The 24,521-nt window shown below is 59.2% G+C and carries 1 protein-coding gene; it reads right to left on the minus strand.

The window, feature by feature from the left end; all coding sequences use genetic code 11:
• Nucleotides 1-24,198, minus strand: a complete 24,198-nt coding sequence (locus ACZ5DH_RS06020) for a hypothetical protein (RefSeq protein WP_464256183.1) — start codon at nt 24,196-24,198, stop codon at nt 1-3.
• Nucleotides 24,199-24,521 lie beyond the last annotated feature (323 nt).

Here is a 24,521-nt window from a genome sequence, read left to right on the forward strand (position 1 = left end):
TTAGCGCTGAGGTTCCTCGTTGCGGTCATCGCCATTTTCGCCGTCAGGGGATGATCCGGAGTCATGTTGAGGGCCAGTCTCGAAGCCCTGAGAGGCTCCAGAACTAGAAGTTCCATCCGATTCGTCCTGACTGGCCGGAGCACTATCATGCGCAGAAGCTCCGGTATCGGATTCTCTTTCGCCTTCCGTCTGCCCATCATGGCTTGTAGGCTGCGCTTCCGTGTTTGAAGACACTTCAGTCTGGGCAAGATAATCACCATTATGCGTACCCACGCCGAAAGGCGGCAGTGTTACGCCGCTGCCAAAAACGCCTTCGGGCGCGCCCGAAAGAGACGAGCCTGGCTGGTCAATGCTTGAACGTGTGCTGTCCATTTGCATGAGGGTGGTTTGCTCTTCCTGCTTCTGCTCGGTTTCCTCGTTGCCAAAGACAATATCAAGAGGTGAAATCGGCGGTTCCATATTTCGGGGTCGCATATCTATGATGGCTACCCCGTTCGCATAGTCGATCTTTCTGAAGTGGCCGCTGGGTTGGATGAACACCGTGAAGGGGGACACGGCAACCTGGATGGAATCCATGCCCGCTCCCAGCCAAAGGCTGCCGCCGGAGGAAGTTTGTACGACATGGCGCACGTTGCTGAACTCCAGGCCATTGAGCGTGCCTTTGTAATTGTCTGTCACCTGCCAGTGCGCGTCCAGAGTGCTGTTGAACTCAAGGCGATCGCCGCCCTGGCTGCCCACAAGAACGTCAAGCCCGGTGAGGCGGTTTACGCCTCCATTATTGGGGCTACGGCCTGCAAGGGTGGCACCGTCATACACCCAGTGGGTGGCGGCGGTCATGCCGCTGGCGTCCAGAATATTACGCCCGGCCCCAAAGCCCATGGAGTCCATGCGGCCTCCGTCGCGCAACAGCACGGTATTGCCGCCGCCACCAGCCAGGACGTTTTCAATATCAAGGAAGGTGAAGGCAAGGCTGTCACGCGTCACCGTGGCAGGGTTGCCCTGCTTTACCGGGGCAGCCAGAGTAAACGAGCCGCTATACTGGCCGTCCACCTTCCAGTTGGCGGCCAGAAGACTGCTGGAAAGATTAATGAGGTCATCGGCCCTGCTGCTGCCCAGCACGATGATGGGGGTATTGCTTGCCAGGGTGAGCTTTGCTGCATCATCCACCACAAGCTGGGCCACGCTCGTGCCGCCCTGATCCACCAGTTGCAGGGTAAGGGTATCTGCCTCCACATCAGCCCCTTGAGCCATTATGACCGTGCCGCCCGCAAAGGTGGCGGTATGCGTCCGCACCTGTCCGCCCATGCCGATGATGCCATCCCTGCTGTCCACAGCGCCGGAACGCCGCAAGGCAGTAACGCTGACCGCATCCTGGGCGTTGAGCTGCGCCCCATTGTGAATGATAAAGGATGCGCCCATGGCGTTGATATGGGTGCCGTTGATATTCACCTTGTCATTGATGGTCACGGCATTGACCGAATCGATAATGACCTTTTTCTGAGTAGTCAGGGTGAAGTTGGGGCGAAAGACCACGCTGTCGCCGATAAAGGTGATGGTTTCCGCTGTGGAAATAGCGGTACTTTCTTCTGCATTGATTTTTTCAATGGTCAGTTCATAGGTGCCCAACGAGGTCAGGTAGATGTTGCGCCCGGCTCTGTAGGTGGCATTGCTGTGCGCGCCCACTTGCAGAGCATTGTCATAGTCTTGACCAAGGTTACCATTGCTGGCCTCGGCCACAAGGTAGGCCCCGGCCTTGCCGGTCCTGGCGTCAGGTGTGGTTTGCAGTACCCCGGCATGCAGGCCTGTATACAGGCTGGTCAGGTTGCCCGCGCCATCAGGAATGGCGAGGCTAACTTTTTTACCCGTGGTGTACAGGTTGCCATCGGCCTTGATGCGCAGTTGGCCTTGCTCGGTCACGGCCGTGTCAACGCGCAGGTTTTGCACACTGGCGGTACTGAGGTTGAGCACACCAGTGCCGATGAGCGCATAACCCTTGGCGTGCAAAGAGAGGCTGCCTTCATTGCCCAGGAGCAGCACGTTGACGTCGTCGGAAAGGGTGACGGTCATGCTGTCCGCGGCACTATCGTAGTTTTGATCCGGGCTTTCCGTGGTCCAGAGGTAGAACTTGTCCATCTCGCTGAACTCGTAGCCAGCCTCACCATGCAGCTTTTTCTGATAGTTTTCCACCGCATAGCTGTCCAGGCGAATAACCAGGGAGTCTGTAGACACATCGTACTCCACCGCATGAGTCAGGCTGTACAACGTAAGGAATTCCCACTCCAGAGCAGAGAAAAGATCCTTTTGGGACTCGTCCGGCCGCGTGTTCTGGTTGGGGCTTGTCACACCGGAGCGTTCTTTGTAGTTGCCGATGACAAAGGCGCGATCCTGCCCGAACGAGCCTATATTGTTGGCTTCCATCCAGACGTTTGCGCCCACCACGTTGGCCGTTTCTGTCACAAGGGTGGAGGTGGTGCCGCCAAAGAGCGCCTGGCTCATGATACTGGAAAGGGATTCCTTGTCCCACAGGGAACCCTTGATCCTGGTTTCCATGCTTTGTCGCACGCTGTCGTCAAGTACGAATTCGTGGGACAGATATTTGGATATGCGCACAATGGCAAGCGCGTCATCATAGGGCATGCTGAGCAGCGCGGGGCTCACAGCCTCAAGGCTGCTCCGCCACTGGGCCAGCATACCATCCAGCCAGGTGGCTGCGCGTTCTTGGGCAAGAGCCTCGGCCATGACAGCGTCGAGCCCGGCCGGGATGTTGTCGCGGAAGCCTCTTGTGGGGTCGTCGGTCAAGCGCTGGAGATAGGCAGTGCGGCCCACACTCTCGATGCTGTTAATAATGCTGAAGTACTGATGGTAACTTGTGGTTACCTGCTTGCATTGTTCGTCCACCCCGGCAGCGATTTGCGTGTCATAGTCTGCGCCTTCCTTGGCCAGAATGCCCAGGCGCTCCCACATGCCCTTGAGACGTGCCATGTCGCGTTCGTCCACGGTCTGGCGGATGTCCGCATCCTGAATATCCCCGGTTGTGACCAGGCTCACCGTATCCGGAGCCTGTACCTGCACAAGCTTCATATCTCCAGCGCTCTTAAGGTAGATGCTGCCCGTGGCCCCGGTGATGGACGCCGTAATCATACTGCCCTTTCCATCTGCCGAGGACAGGTTAAGAGCCTCGCTAGATGTGCCCAGACCTGTTTCGGACGCCAGCACAAGCTCGGGCGCAGTAACTGTGCCCACCATGCTCCGGCTGGCCGAAATATCCAGAGTTTGCCCAGCGGAAGCGGCAAGCCGCACAGTGGCGACCTCTACCTTTGCGCCGCCGGAGAGCGTCCAGTTGCCGCCCTCCACCCTGGCATGAACGCTGCCAGTAGTGGCGGTAAGGCTGAGACTCTTGCCCGTGGCCGGAGCCATAATCTTGAGCCTGTTACTGGCCTGCCCCAAATGTTGCTGGGCAGTCACTGTAATGGACCCACCGGAGGAGTTTATCCAGCTCTCCGCCGCATCGGTTACACTACCGGAGGAGGATTTCACCGTAATGTTGCCGTTGGCGGTCAGGCCGCCGTCAAGGGTCACCGTGCCCAGGCTGTTGACGGTGATTGTGCCGCTACCCGCACCCCGTTTAAGGTTGATGTCTTTATTTGTATCAATCATAACCCACATGACGTTTTGCAGGATATCTTTTACCGTGGTTTTGTAATGCACATATTCCACATACCACGGTCCCCAGCCGGAACTGGACCTCCAGGGATCGTCGTTCTGCGTATCATGGTCCAATACGCGCGTGTACTGAATGTACTGGCCTGTCACTTCGCCATTGCTCGTGCTGAAGTTGTCGGTTTTTACCGAACCGCTCTGCAAGTCCTTGGTCGTGTTCACCTCGGCTGCCACCTGAGCAAGCGTTGTGCCATTGGTGATAAAGCCGCCGGTATCGTCCAGAGGCGTAGTATTGGTATACTGCACCTTGGTGAGGTTCATGCTGCTGGAGTCAGGGATGATCCAGTCCATCCAGCTTGCGCCCCAGAGCTTTTTCACCGTCTTGGAATAGGTCTTGATGACGCCGGAGGTATTGCCCGCCAAAAAGTTGTACTTGATGTTAGCGGTGTCGGGCGTATAGGTGTCTCCCGTAAGCTCGCTCCAGCCATGACTTGCGGTGGCGCGCAAATGTACGGCCCCGGCGCCGGTTTTGCCCGTGTCCAGCCCTTGCAGCACAAGGTTTTTGTCGCTGTTGTTGGTAATGCTGATGTCGGGGTTGGTATAAACGGCTATGGTGCCCTTACCCGCATTGGTATTCATGAGCGTGCCAGTAATCCAGATATTGCCGCCGCCTGCAAAGATGGGGTTAAGAATAAAGGAATTGCTGGCCGCATCATAGGTATAGGCCGTTATTGCGCCGCTGGAGCCGGAAACGGCCGTACCGTCCGTTCTAATATTCAGCTTGCCATCTGCTGTGCCGCTGGCAGGGATGGTAATGCTGTAACTTTTCACCCCGGACTGTATGGTGCCGTTGGCATTGATGTAGGTAGCCTTAAGGTTGATGTCGCCCAGAGCCAACAGCGAGCCCCCGCCCCCTGGCGTAATTGTAAAGCCAGTGCCTGTAATGGCCACTGGGATGCCGCCCGCATTGTAGAATGCGCCGTCCTTGTTCAGGCTGATGGTCATGGTTCCCGAAGCCGAAACGTCAAGGGTGCGGGCAAAGACGTTGCCCACAATACTGACGTCACCGGCACTTTCAAGGGTTGTTGTGCCTGAAAGGTTGTACAGGTTGCCTGCCAGCAGCAGGCTGTGCCCCATCTTTTGGTAAATCTTCATGGTGGCGGTGGACGTGGCATCGGCTTGCAGGCTGACGCCGCTCACCGCACAATTGTTGAAAGTCTGCACTTGCCCGCCCTCAAGAGAGCTGATGGTGATATTGTCCACAAACAGGGTGGCACCGGGTATATGGTTGGTCACGTTCAACGAAGCATCACCGCTGGCCTGCAGGCTGCCCGTGCCTGTCAGCGTATCGGCATACACGCGCACATTGCCCTTGCTCAGCAGCATGTCACGCACTGTTACCATACCTGCCGCCGATGCGTCTTTGAACACAAATTTGCCATTGCTGTCGCGCGAGCCGTAGCCGTAGGCAATAAGGTCATCCTCCATGGCTGACATTTGCGCCAGCACGGCCTTGGCCGCAGGATCATTGGCACCGTAGGTGGAAACCAGAGCCTGCTTGGCCTTGTAGTCATTGGCAAGATTGCTGCCCACCGTGGATTCACCGATGAAATAGGGCAGCAGTTCGGAATTTGTGCCGGTCACATAAAAGCCAAGCTGGCTGATGGCCTGGGTAACGGCGGCAGGAACTACCTTAACCGTGTACTGCTGCGCATAGGCCTGACAATAGGCATCATAAGCCGCCGTGCCGAAGAGGGCCAGGGCCTTCGTGCTGCCGCCAAGGGCAGCGAGCAGTTGCAGGGAATCCTTCTGCGCAGCGTTGAGGCTGGAAATGCCCAATCTGCTGCTGTATGTGTTGTCGCTGTCGCCCAGCAGTGAAAGCAGGCCGTCGCCCAGCAGGGCCGTATTGGTCTTGAGGCCGTCAAGCGCGTTTATGTCTGCCTGGGTAATGTCGCCCTTGGAGGTTTGCAGGACGTTTATGGCGTTGGTGAGGGATGATATACTATAGTATGTTTTCCAATCGTAGTATGTAAAATTGGAAACTTTGTTTGTGGTTGCATAGCTATCAAGAAGTGCTTGCAGTCGATTTCTCTTTTCCGCGGCAGATTCTGTGACGTTTCCGTCTTTGTCCTTAGTGTCTGTCAGGCTATTTTGGTTATACCCTGCCGCCGCCAATTCCGTCCAGAGGGCGGCATTAGTGGTGACATTGGCGCTGTCCGCCGCCTTGACCGCCAGCCAGCCCTCTGTTGTCAGATAGCTCATGTATCTGGCATTGGACACCGTGGCATAGCTCGCATAAGTACTCAGTGCGGCCGTTGCCCTTGCGTAACCGCCTGTGGAGGTGGTTCCCAATGTCAGGATTTTGTTGATGGCATTTTTTTGGGCGGTGGTCAGTCCGCTGTTGGCATAGGCATTTTTGAGGTCTGCCCAAGCGTCAGCCGTAGTCATTGTTGAAAGATCAAGCCCGAAGCTCAGGGCCAGCGCGGCCAGCTGCCCGGCGGCGGTGGCGTCATTGTTTTTCAGCGTTTCCAGATTGTAGTTTGCGTTGGCAAGTTTTGTAAAATACCCCTTGTAGGTGGCAAGGTTCTGATCCTGCTCAAGAATATAATTCCAGAACGCTTCATATTTCTTACCCTCTGTCGGGTTGAGGTCGTTGTAGATGGCTTCAGCCTGATCCAGCTTAAGGCTGTTCAGCAGGGTGAGCAGGCTGCTTACAGAAGCCGCAGACAGGCTCTTAAGGCTGCTCATGCTGCCGTTACACAGATTGGTGAACACATTCTGCATGAATTCGCTGACGCCCAACGATTCCAACTTGCTGGCCGAAAGCGTCGCCAACCAGGCTGTCCAATTTGCATCAAGATAACCCTCGGCGACATTCAGTCCCTGGCTGAAAGAATCCGCAGTCACGGCGCCCGGATTGGCAAGATACTCAAAGTAGGTATGCCCAAAATGGCTTTCAAACACAGTCAGGGCGTTTTCGATACGCTCAATTTCAGCCGCGCTGAGCGTGCCGCCGTTTTTCAGTATATTCCATTCACTTTGGCTTTTGCAGGTAAATTCATAGATATTCGCCGTGATGTCATTGTCCACTCCGGCCTTGATGCTGCCGTTCATGGTCACGGTATTGTTGAAGGTCGTCTGCTTGACGGTTTTATCCGTCTTGCCGAACACGCCCGAAACCCAGTTGTGGGCATAGCTGTGGCTGCTGACCGTATAGGAACCCTGCTGGGCGTACAGTTCCGTGCTGCCGCGCGACTGCCCCTCGGCCCCGGCATCCATGACGATAAGGTTGCTTTGCGCCCAGTGCGCGCCGCTGTTGGTAATGAAAGAAGCCGGAACAACAGTCTTGTCGTAGATATCACCCGCAAGGTAGATATTGGCGTCGCCTATGTCGCGCATATCTTCGCTCTTGGTTGCGCCAAAAATATTGGTTCCGGCAGCGGTAACATACTTGTAGCCGATTTTTCCGGCGGCCAGAGCCAGATCACGTGAACTATACAGCTTCGCGCCCATGCGCACATGCACCTTGTTGGTGCTGGTGATATTCAGCATGGCCGAAAGGGAACCGGCGCTGACCAATCCGTACAGGTTGGCTCCGGCCTCCAGCGAAGCGCCTTCGTAGCTGCCCGCATGGATAATGACGTCCGAACCGAGGGCGCTGGTGGTCCGTATGGCCGCGTTTTCGCCGATGTCCACCAGGGTGTTCAGCGTGGCCTTGAGTTCGGACGACACTGCAGGAATACCGATGAGCGAGCCGGAAGCAAAAGCCAGGGAGTCTCGCACGTCCATAATATTGAAAGCCTGCAAGCGCACCTGTTGCGCGCCATGCACGCCAGTGTCGCTGGTGCTGGAAACGCCCGTGCCCGTTATGACGGCATTACTGCCCACAATAACCTTGCTGTCGGTGGTGACGGTAGTGCTGGTTTTGCCAGCCTGCACGGTCACTGCGCCCACGGCGGTGCTGTCAGTTCCATTGTCCTTGCCGTCAGCACCGCGCAACAGTTTGTTCTGGCTCAGAATATCAATATCTTTGGCAGTCAGCTTTACGCCATTACCCACCTGCGCTTTGGTATCTGCTGTGAGCGTCATGGTCGCATTGCCGCCAGCACCTCCGATGAGGGCAAAGGCATCGGCAAGCATACCCAGATTGACGAAGAAATTGGTATCCGCCCGCAGCGCTACGGATTCGGCGCTGATATCTGCCTTGCCCGCACCAGCTGCATCCCAATCAGCCGGATTGACGCCGATGCCGCTGTGCGTGGTGGCCTTGAGCGTTTGGTCCGCGCCGGTTGCCCCTATGGCAAGACCCAGCGAACCAGCGCCAGCTGTGGAGAACTGTTCCGTAAAGGTGGAAGACGCAGCGCTAACTTCAAGCTTGTTCGCTACTGTCACAACACCATTGGCATTGAGGTAGGCCGTGGTGTGGCTGTTTGAAAATACATGGCTTGTGGCCACACCAATGCCCGCAAAGCCCGAAATACCGATACCCGTGGCTATACTTCTGAGTGACACCTCATTGTCAGCATGCACGTTAAGGGATTTAAAGCGGCTATCGTTGGCAAGCCCTGCCATATAGGCCGAAACCACTGCCCCGTTGGTAACATAGGCGTCCGTACCGCTGACGCCCAGCAAATAGCCCGCCGCCAGGCCAAAGCCTCTGGCCTCAACGCTGTAGCCGCTTGCGGGTTTTTTCAGCAGGGCTTGCACCAGAACCTCGGCGGGGGTTCTGGCCTCGCCGCTGGTGACGCTGATGTTGTTGGCCCACGCCTGTATTGTTGGTGCTATGGTGGCCTTGGCCAGAGACACGCCCACAGACCCCAGAATGGAAATGGCCGGGGCCACGGCAACGGACCGTACCCTGGGCGTGCCCTGTGCTTCAACGGTCAGCTTGCCCACATTTTCAAGCTTGGCGTCGTCCATATAGGCTTTAACGGAACTTTGCAGCGCTACCGAGGCGGAAGAGCCAGCACCGGAAATAATGCCTGCCGCGCCTGCCAGGCTGAAGGCATATATGTTCCAGTCGCCTTCGCCAGTGACGGCGACGGAGTTCACGTTTTCCAGAGTAACATGCTCCACACGGCTGACAACGTCGTTGGTCAGGGAAATGTCCGAAACCACAATGCCCGCCGCCGCCGCGCCTATTGCCGCGCCAATGCCCTTGATGGTCAGGTCGTAGTTGGAGCTGGCGTCCACGCTGAGGCTATTAAGGTTGCGAAGCGTGGCATAGTCCACCGCCGCACTCACCGTGCCGCTGGCCTTGGTAACGGCCACTCCCAGAGCCAGGGCAATGGTCACGCCCCCTGCGGCCTGGACGCCCAAAGTGGTGGACTTAATGGTTTCCTTGGCCTTCACGCTGACATCACCGCCATAGGTGAACGTCAAATCAGCGGATTCCGTGCCGCCAAGGTAGGCCGTGGTGCTGCCTGTGAGCGTATTTACGGCCACACCGCCGCCGAGCGCGCCCATCATGCCCAGGGAAACGCCGATGGCGTAGGCGCGGATGGTCCCCGTGCGCATCGCCAACACGTTGAACGCGCCGGAACCCGCAGTGACGGAACCGCCCGTTATGGTGGCGGCCACATTGCCGGAAAGTGTGTTAACCACAAGGCCGAAGCCTCCGGCAATGGCCCCGGCCGCCACCGTGCCCGTAAGCGCTGTAAGGTTGAGGTCCTGCGTGGCTGCCACCGTGCTGTTGCCCTTCAAGGTAAGGGAAGCATTGGTGACCTGAGTTCGCGTGTGCCCCGCGATGGTGTTCACGCCAATGGCCCCGGACAGCCCCAGACCGCCGCCCGCAGCGCCCACTACATAGGATTGCACCGCGCCGGACATGCCGGACAGGAAGTTCACGGCATTGGCAGAGATGGTGACGTTTTCCACCTGGGTCTGCACATGGCCGGTAAGATGGTTCACAGCCAGAGCGCCTGCCACGGCCCCGCCGCCACCGGCCAGGGAGGCCGCGATGCTCAAAATGCCGCTGGGCGCGAGCGCGTTTTTATAGGCGTCAGCCGTGGATGTTGTGTCGTACTCATTGCTGGCGTCGGCTTTTTTATCTTTATTGGCGTCCTCCTGCACGTCGGCCAATTTGCCATTGGCTGTGGAAAGCGTGTGCCCAAGGCCGGATTTTCCGGACGCGAGGCTGGCAATATCCACGCTATCTGTGGGTTTGGCAAAGGTGGCCAGGGCGCTCACCGTGCCTGTGGCCGTGATGTTGGAGCCGATGATCTTGGCCGTGGTGCTGCCTTGCATGACCGTTACGGCCACGCTGCCCGCTGCCGCGCCAATGGCTCCGGCTGCGGCAAAGGTCAGGGAAAAGGCGTTCATGCTGGTGGTGGCCGCAACGCTTACGTCCTTGGCAGAGGTTACTACCGTGCCTGCCATCTCGGCCGTGGTGGAACCGCTGTCCACACTTACGCCCACGCCCACGCCCCCGGCGCCGCCGCCGGAAATGGCCACGCCCGCGGCAATTGTATAGCTATTGCTTTTGTTCTGCGCCGTGACGGAGGCATTGCCCGTATTGAGTGTCAGCGTGGAGTTGTACACAGCGGCCAGGGTGGCGTTATTGCCCACGTTCACGGCAACTGAACCAAAACCGGAACCGTAGCCCGCCACTGCCACGCCAGCCGCCACCGTCACTGACGTGCGCGCTGAACTGGCCGACACCGCGAGACCGGAGGCCGTCAGTGTCACGTTTTCCACCACCGCTGAGGAAGATTTAATTTCCGTTGCTGCGTCATTCACATAGGTGGGCGCGCCGTATTTATTACTGCGATAAGTGAGGGAATCATCCTCCGCAAGGGTCAGGCCCCAAGTCTTGGCATCCTCATTGTACAGCATGCTCAGGTCTATACTGCCGTCGGCATTTACGGCGTCCTTGGTGAAGGAATAGAGGGTTTCCGCGCCTTGCGCATCCCTATGCACCAGGTAGTGCGTGTCAGCAGTGACGCCGCTTGTGCCGATGTTGACCCGGCTGGCCTTGCCCTTGGTGTCGTACTTGACCAGCCACAGCTTACCGCCTGCCAATTCACCGCCGTAATTGCCGTTTTCATCAAGATTCTTGAGGGTGTTGTTTTTAGCTTCGGTGTTTTTGTGGGTGGCGGCGATGGACTTCAACGCATCTCCGCCGCTGGACGCAACATTGACCGAAACGGAAATCCCGCCCGCGCCATCGGCTGAGGCGGCCACTCCTACGGTACCCGCCACAAGGGTGGAGGTATTGGCCGTATCAATCTTGGCATCGCTGGTCAGAGTCATGCCCATGCGGCTGGATTCTTGGCCCCTGATGCTGGCTGTGGTTTCGTTTTTGATGGCATTTACGGCAAAGCTGCCCGCGCCAGCTCCGCTGCCCGAAGCCGCTATAGCCAGCGCCAGGGCGTAAACGTCAAGCCTGGAATCAGAGGACACGCTTGCGGATTTGGCATTAAAAATGGCCCCTGCTCCGCCCACGATGGCCGCATGACTGCTGGCATCCCCGATATTCAGGGCCACGGTGCCCGCGCCAGCGCCAGCTCCGGAGGCCGCGATGGCCGCTATGGTAGCCCACATCTTGGTGGAATTGCGGGCGGTAACGGCAACAGCCGCAGAAGCGGCCGTAAGGCTCGTACCCACGTTCAGGGAAGCCTCGGACAGTGAGTCCGACAGATTGAATACCAGGCCGCCCGCGCCCGCCCCGGTGCCTGAAGCCGCCACCAGCAGGAGCGCCGCCACAAAGGTGGATTTATTGTCTGCCGTGATGGTAATATTGCCGTCCTGAACCGCTATCGTGCCGGAAACCACCCTGGCTCTGGTGGTGAAGCCGCTGCTGCTGCGCGTGTCGCCTACCTGGTCGAGAGTGTCGCCAGTGCCCTTGCGTTGCCCGCCATTTTTCGAGGGCGCATAAGTCGCGGCTTCACCCCAGGCCGAAAGGTTGATGGCTATACCGCCCGCGCCCGCCGCCGTGCCGCCGCCCGCCACGCCGATGGCCGTGGTGACCACGCTGGTGGTGTTTTCTGCCATGGCGTATAGGCTGCCCTTGACTGCCAGACTGGCATTATTGATATCAGCGGTGACGGTATTGCCCGCAAAGGCCAGAGCCACAGCCCCGGCAGCCCCCGCTGTGCCGCCCGCGCCCACCGCAATGCCAATGGTCAGCATGTCGGTTTTTCCGTAAGCGCTGACTGTCAGGTCGCCGCTGGTGGTGGTGAGGCTGCCGCCTTCCACATAGGCCTGTGCCGTGCCGCCCACGCGGGAAAGTGATACCAAACCCGTGGCCCCCACCGTACCGCTGGCCCCCACGCCGATAAGAAAAGCCCAGGCCTTGCCGCCGGTTTCGGCATTGATGCGAGCCGAACCGCTCTTTATGGCCGGGGTGGCATTGCTGCTGGTATATTTGATGTAGGCTGCCGAGTTGACCGAAAGCAGGTTCAGGGCGATGGCTCCGGCCACGCCAGCCGCGCCGCCGCTGGCCCCCACAGACAGATTTATGGACATGAGAGCGCTGTTTTGCAGAGCTTCCACCAGCAGCGCGCCGCTGGAATGCAGAGGCACGTCAAGCAAGCCCGCTTCTGCGGATTCGCCGCCCAGGCCCGCCGAGGAGCCAGTATAGCTGTCCGCCCCGTTATTGAGCAGATCGCTGTAGTAGCCGTCCGCAGTGTTGGAAAGTTCGTCGGCAATGGCGGCCGCACTGGAGCCGGGGGTCTGCCCCGCGCTCATGCCCACATTGAGCGTCAGCGAGGCTCCCACGCCAGCCGCGCCGCCGCTGCCCGCCACGGCCACGGCCATTGCCACGGCCCCGGACTGATTGTCGGCCTTGACGGTCACGTCGCCCAGTTTGGCAGCCGCCCAGTCATTGCTGCTCCAGCCGCCCACGGTGCTGTCGCGCAACAGGGCCAGGGTTTTGTTGTCCAACACATTGATGGCCGCCGACGCGCCCACGGCTGCCCCACCGCCGCTGGCTGCCACAGAAAGCACACCGCCAAAAGCCGCCGCCGAGGATGTGGCCGTGACGCGCACGGCGCTCTTGCCGGAACTTTTGCCCGCGCTGGTCAGAAGGACATTGGTGACGGAATCGACCCTGGCCGTGACGGAGCGTTGCAGCCAGTTGAAGTTGAGCGCGCCCGAAACGCTTGTGCCGCTGGCCGAGGCCGCCACGGCCACCACCAGCGAGAAAATACCGCTATTGGGGTTGAACAGGGCCTTGTTGGGGTCCACAGTATGCGTACCGGAGCCGGAACCGACGCTGGCATCGGTGTTGTTCTGCATTTCGCTGTTAAGGGCGAACTTGCTGGTGTCCTGATCCCCTATGTTCGCGCCGTTCATGTAGCTCTTGTTGCGCCAATCGAAAGTAGAAGCGTCCTGGCTTTCAACCGCATTGACCACCATATCTCCGCCCACGGTAACCGTGGTGATGGACGCCAGCTCCGCCAGCACGTTGCGCACGATGACGTTTTCCGCCGCTGTGGCCTGGATGGCCGCACCGCTGCCCGTACCCGCAGCCACACCAATGGCGATGTTCACAATCTGCGTTGTTGCAAGCGCCTGCACCTTCAGGTCACCGCCTGCAGTGACGCTCTTCACGCCGGTGATACCCGCTGTAACGTCACCCACAATGACAGCGGTGTTGTTGGCCAGGCCAGCCGCCGTGCCGCTTCCCACGGCCGCAGCCAGGGTGATGGTGAGTATCTTGCTTGTATCGCTGGCCGTTACGCTGAAATTGCCGCCAGAGCTGAAGTCAGCAAAACTCGCCTCGCTGTAGTCACCGCTGATGACAGCTTTTGTGTCGGCGGCAATAACATTGACGCTGAGGAACAACCCGCCCACCGTGCCCGTTCCCGTGGAAACCGCCGCATTGAGGGCCAGGGAGAAAATATCGCTGTTATTGAGGGCACTGACGGCAACAGCGCCACTGCCGCCCGCTTTCAGGGCGCTGGCGCTCACCAGGGCCGATGCGCCGCCCGTGACAGTGTTGGAAGAAAGCCCGCCGGACAAAGCCCCCTTGTCGCCCAGAGACACGGCCACGCCCACAGTAACGGCGCGAATAATGGCGCTGTTCACGGCGTCAACCGTCAGGCTGCCGGTATTGGCGGTGAGTACGGAATTTTCCACAAGGGCCTTGACGTTCGAGGTCACCACGTTCACGGCCAGAGCGCCGCTCAAGGCCGTGCTGTCCCCGCCGCCCACCACGGCCACGTTGAAGTTCAGCGAAAGCACGTTGGTGCTGAAATCAATGCCCGTGGTGGCAAGTTTGTTCTGCATGTCCGCATCGGCCACCTTGCCAAACCAGGCCGCTGTGCTGCCGAGCCCGGCGGCGGACTGTCTGGCGATTACCGCCATGTTCCCTGAGATGGAGGTAATGCGGCTGTCGGACACGGTGGCCGAAGTTGTATTGACGATGACATTGGGATTGGCCACAAGACCGGCCCCAGCCACGCCCAGATTGATGGCGTAGATGGCGTTGCCGCCATCGGCCTCAATCAGCACATTGCCTGAGGCTTCGATATTTGTTGAAAGCACACTGGCCGCCTGCCGCGTCGAAATGACGTTCACCGCAAGAGTGCCGCCTATGGCCCCCCCTGTTGTGCCCACGGCCACTGTGGCCGCAATGCCCAAAATCTGTGAAAGATCCGTAGCCCGGACGGTAATGGGGCCTTTGACGATTTTTTTGTCTGCATTTTTTTTGCCGGAGATGACAGCCGCCACATCTTTGCTGATGACGTTGGCAGCCACCGAAGCGCTCACCGCATCCGCCGCGCCGCTGGAACCGGGATTGATGGCCACGGCCACGCTGGCCGTGATGCCAAGAATCTGGGCCAAAGAATCAGCGGTGACGTCCAGGCCACCCTTGCCAACTGCGCCATCCTGGATAAGGTCGCTGTCCACAAGGCCTGCCTGCACCTTGTTGGCGATCACGTTGACGCCAAGCGCCGCGCCCGCCTGCTTGCCCTTGCTTACGCCCACCTGCCCGGCAATGGCCAGAATGCGGCTGCCTTTCTGCGTGCCGCCGTCCATGATGTAGTCACGCGCCACAATGCTCACCTTGCCCGCCGTGGTCAGGGCTGAATCGCTCACCGTAGCGCCCACGTTGCGGGCAATGACGTTGACCGTGGCCGCGCCCGCAAGGTTTCGCTTGTCCGCCGCGCCTTGTTCCGAACCTGTGGATACGCTGACCCCCGCCGCAATGGACAGGATGGCGCTTGACGTTTCAGCCAGCACGCTCATGCATTTTTCTGTATCGCCGTACAGGGTGATGGTGGAATGGCTGACGCTGGCCGTCACGTCCAGATTGCCCGTACCGGTGGGCAGCACTTCCGTAATATCTTTGAAGTTGGACGGATCGGTATCAGCGCCCAAAGCGGGCAGCTTGGCCCCGGCAATGACGTTGGCCGCTATGGCCGCCGCCGCATTGTTGCCCGTGGACACGCTCACGCCGCCAGCAATGGACAAAATGGAGGACTCATTGCCCGCATGTACGGCCAGGGTCTTGCCCTTGATGGTGGAATAGTCCACGGCGGCCCTGGCCCCGGCGCTGATGACGTTGACCGCCACGGTGACGGCATAGGCATCACCCTGGGCTGCCGCCGCCGCGCCCGCGATGGCCAGAATCTGCTGTTTGGACAGTGAGGTGACGGAAACATCCGGCCCCTGGTTGGTTTTTCCCCCCACCGTCACATGGCTCATGTAGGCATCGCTGGTGGCGTGGATGACGTTGACCGAAAGCACGCCCCCCACGGATGTGGACTTCTGCCCTGTGGTGTTGCCCTGATTGCTGCTGTCCTGTTTGGCCTTGCCCGAAAGGCCCAGAGAACCTCCAATGGAAAGAACGCCGAACTTGTCCGCCGCCAGCACGTTCACAGAACCGTCCGCCAGAACCGTGGTGGTTTCGGAAGCAGCGTTTTTGTCGCCTATCCAGGCGGTGGCGGCGCTGTCCACCACGTTGACCACCACGGCCCCGGCCAGGGAGTCGCCGCCCTTGGCTATACCCGCGCTGGCCCCGATGGTGATGAGGTTGTAGCCTTTGTCCACACTGTTGATGCCGGAAATGGAACCCTCAGGATTGTCGGCGTCCAGAGCAATGCCGTATCTGCCGTCTGCCAGACCGTTGGTGGCTGTGACTGTCACACTGTCGGCCACAGAAATTTTTCCGGTCTGGACATAGGACATGGTGTCGCCAGACAGCACGTTGACGCCCAACGAAAGGCCCACGCCCTGGGCATCGCCGTAACCGCCGCCGCCCGCCACGGTAATCATAAGAACATTCTGCACGGAAGCTACGGAAAGGGAACCCTGAGCCACACTCAAATCACTGTTGGCAATAAAGCTCTTCACGTCGGAAAGGCGGGCGTTGACCATGAGTGTTCCGCCGTAGCCGGAACCGGCGGTGGAACCGGCAAGACCCGCGCCCACGGCCACCACTAGGCCTTTATCCGAGGCGCTGATGTCCACATCAGCCTTGGTGATGTTGCCGTTCGTGTCCAGCAGCCCCGTGGCAGTCATGTTTTTTACGGAATTAACGTAGGCTTGCGTATCCCGATCCGTAACGGTGACCACCACGGCCCCGGCTCCGGCAATGGAATCCTGCGAGCTTTTCTTGCCGGACGTACCCTTAGTTGGCGTGGTGCCGCTGCCCGTACCGCCGCTGCTTTCCTTGGTGATGGCCAGCGCGCCAGCTGCGGTGAACTGCTTGGTGTCATTGAGCGCGCGGGCCACAAAGCCCGCCACCACCAGGCTCGACAGGTTTTCCACTATGGCCTTGGTTTCCTCACTGGAATACCCGACAAAAATCTGGCCTGTTATGGCCGTATTGACAGACTGGCCCTGCTCCTCCTGCCCAGTGCCGCTGCCGGGAGTACCACTGCCCCCAGAACCGCCGCCGGTCTGCGTGCCCTGGGTCAGGGACGAGGTGGTTTCCCCCGCCTGCTTGATGCCACTGTAAACGGTTTTGCCGAAGGTATCGGCCTTGCCCACGCCCGTGAGCAGGCTCATGTAGTTGCCTTCCTGCTTTTGCGTGGCTTGCTTGGCCTTGTCTTCGTCCGAAAGTTTTTCCGTGCTGGAGGGCAGCAGACTCTGCACGCTTTGCAGGGCGCTGTTCAGGCTTTGTACGCCCGATGCGGGATTGGCCACGCCGCCCTGGGAACCATTGCTGCCCGTACTGCCCGTACCAGTACCTGTCCCTGTGCCCGTGCCTGTGGTTGTGGTTGTTCCCGTACCAGAGTTCTGCTGCTGTGCCGGAGAGGCAATGGAGCCACCAATAAGCAGGGCCAGACCGTGCCCGGTATTAAGGGCATTGACCTCAGCCAGACCAAGAACGGATACTCTGCCGCTCAGATCAGCCGCGCCGGTAATGGCCGCCTGGGTGTCGCGGTTGGCCACCTGCACAAAGACTGTGCCGCCCATGGCGGTTTCACCGGTATTCAGGCTGGCAGAAAGCTGGGTGTAAACGCTTTCGTCTTTGGCAGCCACATAGAGGCTGTTTTTTCCGTCCGCCCCAAGGGCGTTACCCACGGCAATACGCCCCTGCCCCACTGCCAGTTCCGCCTTGGTGGTATTTTCCAAATACAGCACACCCACCGTGCCGGACAGGCCCTTGAGCTGCCCGCTGGATCCGGCCTGGACCAGTGCCAGAATGCCGTTGTCCGACGTGGCGGAGATGGAAAGGCTGTCGGCCACCACAAGGGTCTTGCCGGAAAGATCGGGCCCCTTGCTGGTGTCCACCGTGCCCAGGCTGGCCCTGGTGTCATGATGCAGATTCAGCACTTGCACGGTGGCGCCCGCACCAGAGCCGGAATCCGGCCTGCGCGGCGGAAAGAGCTTCTTCTTCAGGTCCGCGCTGGTGAGGGGAATCTTTTTGATGGCCGCGTCCAGAGTTCCCATAATGCCAGTGCTTGTACTGGTTGGCGTGGTGGTGGCGATAACCGCGCCCTTGCCTGTGCCCATCTTGCCAGCGAGGTTGATGGTTTTATCCGAACTGGTGGCCCGCACAAACACGCCTTTTTCCTGCACCACATAGCGCAAATTGCCGCTGGTGGGCAGGTCCTTGTTGGCCAAAACTATACCGTTGCGGGCGTCATCGAGGCTGGCGGCCAGGTAAAAGCCCTCGGCCTTGCCGCCTACAGTGCGCTGGATGACGTAATAGGTGCCCTCTACTTCGCCCTTGTCATTCACCCACTCCAGAGCCTGCCCGGTGATCACCGGAAAGCCCGTAGGCTCAAAATACTTGGGTCGCTCCGCCACATGCTCCGTCGCATAGGTGACGGCGGCCACAGGCCGGTTGAGTTCCACGGCGGCATTGCTGTTGAACACATAGGAACGGGTGACCACCAGCCCCGTTTCCAGATCACTGAGGGTAAAACTATACTGCCCGTACGTGGTGACGGTATAAAACTCCGTAATGCCGCCCCGATCAATGGTGACCACGCTGCCGTCCGAAAAATTGTGCGGCGCGTCCATCGTAAAGAGCGAATCACCCAGGCTGACCGTATTCTGGTTGAAGGTATGGCTGTAAGCCTCGGCGGTCATAGTGCCGCTGATGCCCGTAATATTTATAAATATGCCCGCCGCGTAGCTTTCTTCGGAATCGGCCAGCTTGACGCCCGTTACTTCGCCCGCCGCGTTTGTCACCAGGCGCACATAGAAGGTGGAGCCGGCCAGCATATTTTCGTTGTCCGCCGTGCTGCCGCTGCCGTTGAAACGCACCGCAGCGCCGTCATACAGCCCGGCATAGCTGCTCAGGGCCACGCTGCCGTCCGCATTGGCCGTGGCCGAGGCGGCAGAGCGGACAGTCTTGAGCGAAAGCATATGGGTGACGTTATCGCTCAGGGTCACACTGAGGGCCGTGCCGCCCTTGCTGGCCGCAAGGGTGACAGACGCTGTGCCGTTGCCATTGTCCTTGACCAAAATGATGTAGTAGGAACCGCCAGACACAAGGCCGGAAGCCACCGCACCGCCCACAGCGCGGTAAACCACGACATCGCCAACCACAAACGCGCCGGGCAGCGTCACCAGCGAAGCTGTGCCGGAGGTTGCGTCATGTACTGCCGCCAGAGGGCTGCCTTCGGCCACGCGGGTCAGTTGGTAATCGTCCAGCCCGGAACTCACGCCGGAAGGCACGCTGTAGGCCACACCCTGGGCATCCAGCAGCTTCACGCTGGTTGCGGAAAGCCGCACCACGGTAAACGTGCCCACGGTGGCGTATTTAGGGGTACCATCGGCATTGAGCAGCACCGCACCCTGCGCGTCGCGGGCCAGGCCCGCCAATTGCACAGTGTCACCTGTCTGGAAATCGTGTGCGCCGATGTTGAAGGCATTGGCGTCACTGACCTGGTCTGCGGCGGCCACCTTCAGGGCTTCCAGCCTGCCGGACTCCATCAGCGTAAAGGTGTGCGTGGCGCTGCCGTCCACATTGCGTTGCAGGCTGATATAGCTGCCCGTGGGATTGCCGTCGTCGTCCACAGCGCGCAGGGCCAGAGAACCGTCGGCCTGCACGTTCACATAGTAGCTGCTGCCGTTGGTCAGACCGCCGATGGCCGCCCCGCCCGTGCAGGTGTATTCGATAATGTCGCCACTGCGCAGGGCGCCGGCCTCGGTGGCGGTGAGGTTAAGGCTCTGACCGCTGGCGGCAAACCTGCCAGTGCTGCAGATGACCGTCGTATCGTCGGCCTTTTTGAGGGTGTCGCCGCTCAGCTCATCGCCTGTAAAGGACAGGGTGGTTACCTTGTTCCCTTCTGTTTTGGCAAAACTGTGCTCCGAACCCGCCGCCAGCCCGGAAGCGTCAAACTCAACAAAGGTGCTGCCGCTCCTGAGGGCAAAGTCCCCGCCGCCCAGCAGTACCAAAGTATAGCTTGTACCGCTGGTCAGACCGTTGATGCCCGTACCCTTGGTGCAGGTGTAGGTGACGGTATCGCCATTGGCAAAGCCAGCCCAAGGGTTGGACAGCACAGGGTTGGCCTTGTTGTAGTCCGCAGTGCTGACATCAAAGGAAATACCCGCTGTTTTCAGTTGCGTGGCAGTGGCCAGAGCAATGGTATAGTTGGTGTCAGTCGCTGGCGAGAGAACGTTTTCGTAAGTGTCGGCAACCTTGCCGTTCGTGATTTTTTTGAAGGCAAGCTGGGTGTCGTTGAGCACAAAGACCATGTAAAGCTGTTCTGCGTCATAGCTTGTCCCCGTAGCCAGCACACCCTCGCTGGCGCTGACGATATCGCCGGTCTTGAAGCCGTGCGCCTCGGTGAGCGTGAGGATGGTGGTGGTGGCGTCGGTAGTGGGAGTGTTGCTAACCACGTCAAAGCCGTTGCCGCTGCTGCTCATTTGCTGGAACATGAAGTAGTGGGTGCCTGTGCCGCCAATACCCAGGTCAATAATATCCTGGCCTTTATCCTGATAGAGCGTCAGCTTGCCGTTGGTCACTTTGCCGTAGTAGGTTTTGCCCCCCTGTAAACCGCCAATGGCGTCTCCGCTGGTTTCATAGGTCACATAGCCATTAAAATTGGCGCTGCTGCCCAGGTTGTCGCTCAAATCCACACTGTCACTGCCCGCATTCACCTTGTCCGCCCCCACGCCGCCGGTGCGCACAATGCTTACGCCGTCCTCCACCGTGGCCGTGGAGGTGTTTTCCTGCCCGATGTAGACCACGCTGGCCGCTGTGGAGGCTGTTTTTGCCCCGGAAGAAATGGCGTACACATAGGAGTTGGGTGTCAGATAGCCATTGGGCGTGCCGCTGACCGAATCAAGGTTGAACAGCGTGCCCGCCAGCAGGTTTTGCGCGTCAAAATAAGCCGTGTCGATGGATTCCGTGAGGTCGCTGATGGAATCGGCGGCGTCCTGCACAAAACTGAGGGGAATGGAGGTCACCATGCCGGTGAATGTTTCGGCTATCTTGGTTACCTGGGTCAGTTGGCGCACACTGGAGGGCATGAGGTAGTTGGCGTCGGAACTGATGTCCACAAGGTTCTGATGTACAATGCGCGCGCCGCTCTGCACGATGGTCTGCGCAGTATTGGTGAAAACAGTGACGCCCGCGGCCACGGCCACGCCCTTGTCCTTCTGCTGGGCGGCAGTGGACGCCGTAAAGATATGGCTGGTGCTGCCCCCTGCGGTGGGCAGGGTCCAGTGCATGAGGTTGCCGTTGGCATCCTTGAGGGTAAAGGTTTTGTCCGTCACCGTGCCAACGGTATAGGTGGCGCCCACGGTCAGCCCGGCAAGGGGCGTGCCGCCGGGGGAAACCGTATAGACCACTTTGTCGGCCGCCTTGAGCGGCATGGTAGCATTGGGGGCCGTGAGTTTGCCTTCCTCCGTAACGGCGCTGCTGGCAATAACTACCGTGCCGCCTGTTGTTGCAGCGGTTTTGGCGAATTGATGCACCTTGGCCGTACCCGTACTGTCTGCCGCAGCCACGGTAATGACTTTGCCGTCCGTACCCTTGAGGGTAAACCAGCCAGCCTCGCGGGCGGCCACGGTATAGCTTTGCCCGCTGGTCAGACCGGTGAGGGCTGTGGCCGCCGCGTCCGTGCAGGTATAGGTGACGGTATCACCCACGGCAAAGGTATTGGCTGCATTGATTTTGCCAGCGCTGACGTCCGTATTGGCGGCGGTGATGCCGCCCGTGGCCTGCTGGGCCACACGGGTAAAGGTGTGTTGGCTGGTCGCGCCCGCAGTTCCAGTAATGTCAATCTTCTTGCCGCTGGCATCAGCCAGGGTAAAGCCATCCGCCGTGACGGAGAGGATTTTGTATTCTCCGTTATTGGCCAGTCCGCCCACAGGATTGGCCGAGGTGTACTTGATGGTGTCGCCCACCTTGAACTGATGCCCGGCGCAGGTTACGGCGTCCGTAGCGCTGTCGATATTGCCGCCCTTGACCGTGGCCGCGTCCGTGGCAACGGAAACCACTCCATTGTCGGCAGAACCCTGCTTGGTAAAGGTATGCTTGGAAAGATCCAGGCTCTGACCGCTCCAGCCGCGCAGATGTAGCACATGAGTGCCTTCCTCATTGCGCAGGGTAAATTCCGTGTCGCTGAGTACGGTGACAATATAGGCCGTACCTGGCGTAATGCCGGGGATGGGCTTGGAGCCTTCCTCGTTGGAGGTATAGATTACCTTGTCGCCTGTCTGAAAGCCGTGGGCCGCCGTGGTGGTGATGAGGCCCACGTCCGTCAGCTTTGCCACGGTGGCCGTACTGCCCGCAGGGGCCGTGGTGGTGGAGCCGGTGGTGGGCGTGGTGCCCGTATTGGCGGGCGCAGTGGGAGACTGGCTGGCCGGGTCGCTGTTGGATTGGGCGCTGACCTGCATGACGGGCGTGGTGTTGGCCGTGGAGGCAAGCACCACGGCCCCGCTGCCCTGCGCTACCGTGCCTGTCTGTACTTTGCCCTCAGCCGTAATAACCGCTGTACCGCCCACTGTGGTTCTGGCGCTGGCATCATGCAGGGCAAAACCCAGAGCAAGGCCCAGGCCCATGTTCGATTTCTGCAACTGACTGGTCACCGCGCCCATAGGCAGCATGGCGAGGACAAGATTTGTGAGTTTGTTGCTGACACCTTCGGCAACGCCGCTGAGCTTGCCCTGAATGCCGGTTTTTTCCTCTTCCGGTTCCTTGGTGGGATTGTTGGCGCTGGTGGGGATATTGGTACTACTGACAGTGGTGACCTTGGAGGTCACTTCTGAGGTGCCCACCACCGAACTCTGGGCCGTGAGCGTACCCTCGATGGTGGTGCAGGCCGTAGCCTTGCCGAAATTGAGCGCCAACCCCAGGGCCAGGTTGCCCGCCGAAGTGGCATTGGCCGCGGCTGAGAGCAGCAGTTCCTCGGTGGTGGTGGCAGTCACCACAATATCGCGCCCGGCGGTTATGGTGACATTGCTGCCAAGCGCTACGGAAGCCTGAGCCTCGTTGACGCCGATGGCCACGGCCATGGCATAGGTCTGCTTAGAGCGGGTCTGCGTATTGGTGGTGCCGGGTGTGGTCGCAGTTTTTGAGGCGAAGGGCGATGCCTTGGAACTGGGGTCGGCGGCGGCGCTGTAGGTGGCTACCAGAGTGACGGAGTTGGTGTTTTCCGTGGCGGCCCCTATGGTCACATCGCGCAAGGCATGAATTTTGGTGTTGTCCGCCACGGAAACCGTGGCGTTAGCCTGGTTGATGACCACAGCCAGGCCAAACATATCCTTGTCCATCTCCTGCTCGTTGCCCACAACGGCGCTGGCGGAAACTGTGACGTTTCCGGCCTTGGTGTCGCCTGCAGCGCCGATGCCCTCAAGTGACGAATGACCCGTAATCTTGACCGTGGCCGTGGCCGAGGCATAGGTCACCAGAAAGGGCAGATTGATTTCAAGGCTGTTGTACAGTTCTGTAAGTGTGCCGGACAGCGGCTCGGAAAGCTTGCTGAGGTAACTGTTGGCCTCCCCAACCTTGGCGGGCAGGAACTTGAATTCGGAAACACCTGTCCCGGCATCCGTTACAGACGTGAAGTCGATGCCCAGATAATTCTTGAAAATATCGCTCACCGAGGTGTGCAGCAGCAGGTCGTCAAGCAGGGCGATGTACTGGTTATTGGTCAATTCGCCCAAGGAAGGCAGCACACTGTCCGTGCCGGTGGTGACCTTCGCCGTGATGCTGATGTTGCTGGCATTGATAACGGCATTGTTGAGGGTTATATTGCCCGCGCCAATAGCCACCTTGACGGGCAAAAGCCCCAGGCCGGCGTAAGGGTTGGCGTTGACCTCGGCCTTGGCGGTGAAATCGCCGGAAATATCTATGGTTTTCGGGCCGGAACCCTGTGCGTTGCCCAGGCCGTTGATGGTGATGTCCGGCGCGCTGAAGGTAACATTGTTAAACCCGGCAATGCTGGATCCGGCGTCCATAGTGATGCTGTCTGTGGAACCGATGGTGAGGCTGCTTGTGCTGTTACCGATCAGCTTGCTGTAATTCTTGAAAATAACGCCATCCAGGGCCGATACTGTCAGCGAACCGCCAGCCACGCTGATGGTGTCAGTGTCCCCCGCTTCGCCCCCGCTGCCGAAAATGACGGACTGGGCGCGTATGATGATGTTCTCAATGCCGGTAAAATTTACATTGTCCAGGTACACGTCCCCGGCGGCCATGATGACGATGGTGTTGTTGTCCCGGTCGTCACTGTCCAGAAATAAGCCGGAGACCGTCACGTCGCCGCCCAGGGAAAGCCAGAGGCCCAGTCCGTTGCCGTCTTTGAGGTCTGTGGTCCCTCCGCTGCTGCCCACCTTGCCGTCCACATCAAGGATGTCGCCGGAGGGGAACAGGGACTTTATCTGATTGAAGATGTCCGCGACACTTTGGGAAAGATCCAGATCCTTCAGGTTGCTTGGCAGGGCGTTTTGCACTGCGCTGCTGTCTACCACAAGCCCCTGCTGGGCATCGGCCACCACAACGGGCTGCACCTTGTTGTCCACAGTAACGGTAGTGGCGGAAAGCAACTGGCGCGGTTCCAGTTGCTCAAAGTAGGCCGGAATGCGGTTTTTCCTGGCTTCGGGCACGGAATAGCACGTCTTGATGCCGGAATTGGAAATGATTTGTGTGGCGGCCTTCCAGAGCTTACGGAAATCGGACATGGTATCCCCCAGGGGTGTGCCGGACTTTATGTGCCAGGCATTGATGGCAGCGCGCGGCATCTACCGCACGATTTTGCAATACCCTAGCCCACACTCCGCTCCGCGCAAGACATACAGCCATATGTATGCACTGCTTCATGCCGAAATGTATGAAGAAAAAAGCAAATATATTATCCAGAAAATATTTTCTGTACTGTAAGGAGGAGTTGTTGAGGAAAAACGCTGCCGAACGATAATCAAATGGCCGGAATCCACCGAGCCATATTTTTTAGCAATTTCACTTTGAAATTGCTCTGCTGACGCGAAGGCGGCATATGGGGCAG

The organism is Desulfovibrio simplex (assembly GCF_055387835.1).

What these genes read in the sequence shown, in the direction of transcription:
- ACZ5DH_RS06020 (WP_464256183.1), bottom strand. Translation starts at nt 24,198, where the DNA reads ATGTCCGATTTCCGTAAGCTCTGGAAGGCCGCCACACAAATCATTTCC.